Origin of the sequence: Fructobacillus evanidus, from assembly GCF_963580165.1 — a bacterium.
GTDB classification, from domain to species: Bacteria; Bacillota; Bacilli; order Lactobacillales; family Lactobacillaceae; genus Fructobacillus; species Fructobacillus evanidus.
In genome coordinates, this window is the sequence record NZ_CAUZLM010000020.1 from 1 (window position 1) to 5,434 (window position 5,434).

Below are 5,434 nucleotides of genomic sequence, written 5' to 3' on the forward strand. Positions count from 1 at the left end.
TTGACGAGTAGGAGGGTAGGCGCTATACTAGTTATTGTTCGTTACGAAGCAAACGTGCTTCTAGCGAGGCGCTGGTTATCTTTGGTAGCCGGCAGTTGATAAAAGTTTTTCAGAAAGTTGTTGACATCGTTCAACATTCCTGATAAACTAATCAAGTTGCCCTAACAAAGCAGCTCAAATAACTTTCCAAATTAGTTGTTGACTTTGCTTCACAGCTATGGTAAACTAAATGAGTTGCCCAACAAGGCATCGCACATTGAAAACTGAACAAAACTTTGAACAAACAAATCTGTAACGGTGGCTACTTGGTAAGTAGTCACAAACAAATTTGCGAAGTCAATTCGTAACAAACAATAAACGGATAGGCGTTATCGAGAGATAGCAACTAGTCAGTTTAATCGAAGAGCAATCTTCAAACTTTTAACATGAGAGTTTGATCCTGGCTCAGGATGAACGCTGGCGGCGTGCCTAATACATGCAAGTCGAACGCGCAGCGAAGAGTGCTTGCACTCTTCAAGCGAGTGGCGAACGGGTGAGTAACACGTGAATAACCTACCGAAAAGCAGGGGATAACATTTGGAAACAGATGCTAATACCGTATAAAACGTACTGTCGCATGACAAAACGTTAAAAGGTCCGTTTGGACCACTTTTTGATGGATTCGCGGTGCATTAGTTAGTTGGTGGGGTAAAGGCCTACCAAGACGATGATGCATAGCCGAGTTGAGAGACTGACCGGCCACATTGGGACTGAGACACGGCCCAAACTCCTACGGGAGGCTGCAGTAGGGAATCTTCCACAATGGGCGCAAGCCTGATGGAGCAACGCCGCGTGTGTGATGAAGGCTTTCGGGTCGTAAAGCACTGTTGTATGGGAAGAACGGTAAGGGTAGGAAATGATCTTTACATGACGGTACCATACCAGAAAGGGACGGCTAAATACGTGCCAGCAGCCGCGGTAATACGTATGTCCCGAGCGTTATCCGGATTTATTGGGCGTAAAGCGAGCGCAGACGGTTCGATAAGTCTGAAGTGAAAGCCCACAGCTCAACTGTGGAAGTGCTTTGGAAACTGTCGAACTTGAGTGCAGTAGAGGTAAGTGGAACTCCATGTGTAGCGGTGGAATGCGTAGATATATGGAAGAACACCAGTGGCGAAGGCGGCTTACTGGACTGCAACTGACGTTGAGGCTCGAAAGTGTGGGTAGCAAACAGGATTAGATACCCTGGTAGTCCACACCGTAAACGATGAACACTAGGTGTTAGAGGGTTTCCGCCCTTTAGTGCCGAAGCTAACGCATTAAGTGTTCCGCCTGGGGAGTACGACCGCAAGGTTGAAACTCAAAGGAATTGACGGGGACCCGCACAAGCGGTGGAGCATGTGGTTTAATTCGAAGCAACGCGAAGAACCTTACCAGGTCTTGACATCCTTTGAAGGTACTAGAGATAGTGCTGTTTTCTTCGGAAACAAAGTGACAGGTGGTGCATGGCCGTCGTCAGCTCGTGTCGTGAGATGTTGGGTTAAGTCCCGCAACGAGCGCAACCCTTATGTTTAGTTGCCAGCATTCAGTTGGGCACTCTAGACAGACTGCCGGTGACAAACCGGAGGAAGGCGGGGACGACGTCAGGTCATCATGCCCCTTATGACCTGGGCTACACACGTGCTACAATGGCGTATACAACGAGCAGCGAACTCGCGAGGGTAAGCGAATCTCTTAAAGTACGTCTCAGTTCGGATTGTAGTCTGCAACTCGACTACATGAAGTCGGAATCGCTAGTAATCGCGGATCAGCATGCCGCGGTGAATACGTTCCCGGGTCTTGTACACACCGCCCGTCACACCATGGGAGTTTGTAATGCCCAAAGCCGGTGGCCTAACCTTTTAGGGAGGAGCCGTCTAAGGCAGGACAGATGACTGGGGTGAAGTCGTAACAAGGTAGCCGTAGGAGAACCTGCGGCTGGATCACCTCCTTTCTAAGGATAATCGGAGCGTTACAGGGACTTGAGTGTCAATTTGATTTGTATCAAAGTTTTGTTTAGTTTTGAGTGCGTGAAGCACAACCAGCGTATGGGGGATTAGCTCAGCTGGGAGAGCACCTGCTTTGCAAGCAGGGGGTCAGCGGTTCGATCCCGCTATTCTCCATTGGCCAGAAGAAAGCCTTTTGGCCAAAAGCTAGTACATTGAAAACTGAATAATCAAGAAATTCTTTTAAAATGATTCAGAGGTGAATCATCTAAATGAACCGAGAAACAACACAAGTTCTTTAATAAGAACGGTTTAATCGCAGGTCTTTAAAGACCAACTCATAAAACTGATCCAACTTTAAAAGTTGTGGTTAAGTGAATAAGGGCGCGTGGTGGATGCCTTGGCACTAGGAGCCGATGAAGGACGTGACTAACTACGATAAGCTTTGGTGAGCGGTAAGTACGCTATGACCCAGAGATTTCCGAATGGGGAAACCCAGCACATAGAAGTGCTATCCATATCTGAATACATAGGATATGCGAAGGAATACGCTGTGAACTGAAACATCTCATTAGCAGCAGGAGCAGAAAGAAAAATCGATTCCCTGAGTAGCGGCGAGCGAAACGGGAAGAGCCCAAACCAGTGTGCTTGCATGCTGGGGTTGTAGGACTGTCGTTGAGTTACCAAGATAGAAGTTAGGTGAAAACGTTGGGAAGCGTTGTCAAAGAGGGTGATAACCCCGTAACCGAAAGCTTTTGTCCTCTAGACAGGATCCTGAGTACGGCCGGACACGTGAAATCCGGTCGGAATCCGCGGGGACCATCCCGTAAGGCTAAATACTCCCTAGTGACCGATAGTGAACCAGTACCGTGAGGGAAAGGTGAAAAGCACCCCGGAAGGGGAGTGAAATAGTTCCTGAAACCACGACGCCTACAAGAAGTCAGAGCCCGTTAAAGGGTGATGGCGTGCCTTTTGTAGAATGAACCGGCGAGTTACGGTATCGTGCGAGGTTAAGGTGAAAAAACCGGAGCCGCAGCGAAAGCGAGTGTGAATAGCGCGAATAGTACGATGCTGTAGACCCGAAACCAGGTGACCTACCCATGGTCAGGATGAAGGTGAGGTAAAACTTACTGGAGGTCCGAACCGGTGCATGTTAAAAAATGCTCGGATGAACTGTGGGTAGCGGTGAAATTCCAAACGAACTTGGAGATAGCTGGTTCTCTCCGAAATAGCTTTAGGGCTAGCCTCATGATTAGCATACTGGAGGTAGAGCACTGTTAAGCCTAGGGGCCCATCTCGGGTTACCAAAGTTTGATAAACTCCGAATGCCAGATATGTATACATGGGAGTCAGACGATGAGTGATAAGATCCACCGTCGAAAGGGGAACAGCCCAGACTGCCAGTTAAGGTCCCTAAATATATGTTAAGTGGAAAACGATGTGATAGTGCATAGACAACTAGGATGTTGGCTTAGAAGCAGCCACCATTTAAAGAGTGCGTAATAGCTCACTAGTCGAGTGCCATTGCGCGGAAAATGTACCGGGGCTAAACATATTACCGAAACTGCAGGCGTGTTAACACGCGATAGGAGAGCGTTGTAAGGGCAACGAAGGTCGACCGTGAGGACGGCTGGAGCGCTTACAAGTGAGAATGCCGGTATGAGTAGCGAAAGACAGGTGAGAATCCTGTCCACCGAATGACTAAGGATTCCTGGGGAAGGCTCGTCCACCCAGGGTAAGTCGGGACCTAAGGCGAGGCCGAGAGGCGTAGTCGATGGCTAACAGGTTGAGATTCCTGTACCAGTGTAAAGCGTTTGACCGATGGAGGGACGCAGGAGGCTAACAGATCACACGATTGGATGTGTGTGCAAGCAGTAAGTCTAAAGAAGAGTGAAATGCTTTTCTTTGTCAGGACAAGCTGTGATGCGGAGTGAAATAAAGTAACGAAGTCTGTGACGTCACACTGCCAAGAAAAGCTTCTAGGGAGCAATACACTGCCCGTACCGCAAACCGACACAGGTAGTCGAGTGGAGAACACTAAGGTGAGCGAGAGAACCCTCGTTAAGGAACTCGGCAAAATGACCCCGTAACTTCGGGAGAAGGGGTGCTGGACTCCGGTCCAGCCGCAGTGAAAAGGCCCAGGCGACTGTTTATCAAAAACACAGGTTTCTGCAAAATCGTAAGATGAAGTATAGGGGCTGACGCCTGCCCGGTGCTGGAAGGTTAAAAGGAGTGCTTAGCTTCGGCGAAGGTACGAATTGAAGCCCCAGTAAACGGCGGCCGTAACTATAACGGTCCTAAGGTAGCGAAATTCCTTGTCGGGTAAGTTCCGACCCGCACGAAAGGCGTAACGATCTGGGCACTGTCTCAACGAGGGACTCGGTGAAATTTAAATACCCGTGAAGATGCGGGTTACCCGCGACAGGACGGAAAGACCCCATGGAGCTTTACTGTAGCTTGATATTGAATGTTTGTGCTGCTTGTACAGAATAGGTAGGAGGCAATGAAGATTGGACGCTAGTCTAGTTGGAGCCAACAAGTGGGATACTACCCTCGTTGTATGAACATTCTAACAGCGGCCACTAATCGTGGTCCTGGACAGTGTCTGGTGGGCAGTTTGACTGGGGCGGTCGCCTCCTAAAAGGTAACGGAGGCGCTCAAAGGTTTGCTCAGAATGGTTGGAAATCATTCGTAGCGTGTAAAGGCATAAGCAAGCTTGACTGCGAGAGAGACAACTCGAGCAGGTACGAAAGTAGGACTTAGTGATCCGGTGGTTCCGCATGGAAGGGCCATCGCTCAACGGATAAAAGCTACCCTGGGGATAACAGGCTCATCTCCCCCAAGAGTCCACATCGACGGGGAGGTTTGGCACCTCGATGTCGGCTCATCGCATCCTGGGGCTGTAGTCGGTCCCAAGGGTTGGGCTGTTCGCCCATTAAAGCGGTACGCGAGCTGGGTTCAGAACGTCGTGAGACAGTTCGGTCCCTATCCGTCGCGGGCGTTGGAAATTTGAGAGGAGCTGTCCTTAGTACGAGAGGACCGGGATGGACATACCGCTGGTGTACCAGTTGTTTTGCCAAAGGCATTGCTGGGTAGCTACGTATGGATGAGATAAACGCTGAAAGCATCTAAGTGTGAAACTCGCCTCGAGATGAGATTTCCCATCTTATTAAAAGAGTAAGACCCCTCAGAGATGATGAGGTAGATAGGCTAGAAGTGGAAGCGCAGTGATGCGTTGAGCGGACTAGTACTAATCGGTCGAGGACTTAACCAAAGAGTCAATGAGTAGTGGTTTATTTGGAATAAAAGAAGAGTAAAGATTATTTAGTTTTGAGTGTAAAAGCTCAAAGGTGTCGTGTTGATGGCATAGAGGAACCACCTGTACCCATCTCGAACACAGAAGTTAAGCTCTATAGCGCCGAAAGTAGTTGCCGGAACGCTGGCTGCGAGGATAGGACGACGCGATGCCG

General features: G+C 49.2%; 1 tRNA gene and 3 rRNA genes. All 4 read left to right on the forward strand.

From position 1 onward, the window contains the following. Window positions 1-421: 421 nt before the first annotated feature. A 16S ribosomal RNA gene (locus AABI08_RS08315) occupies window positions 422-1,972 on the forward strand. 96 nt (window positions 1,973-2,068) lie between these two features. Then, window positions 2,069-2,141: transfer RNA gene (locus tag AABI08_RS08320), tRNA-Ala, on the forward strand. 191 nt (window positions 2,142-2,332) lie between these two features. Then, window positions 2,333-5,238 (forward strand): 23S ribosomal RNA (locus AABI08_RS08325). Window positions 5,239-5,315: 77 nt separating this feature from the next. Further along, a 5S ribosomal RNA gene (rrf, locus tag AABI08_RS08330) occupies window positions 5,316-5,432 on the forward strand. Together the 16S, 23S and 5S rRNA genes with 1 tRNA gene alongside form the textbook arrangement of a ribosomal RNA operon. The last annotated feature ends 2 nt before the right edge of the window (window positions 5,433-5,434 follow it).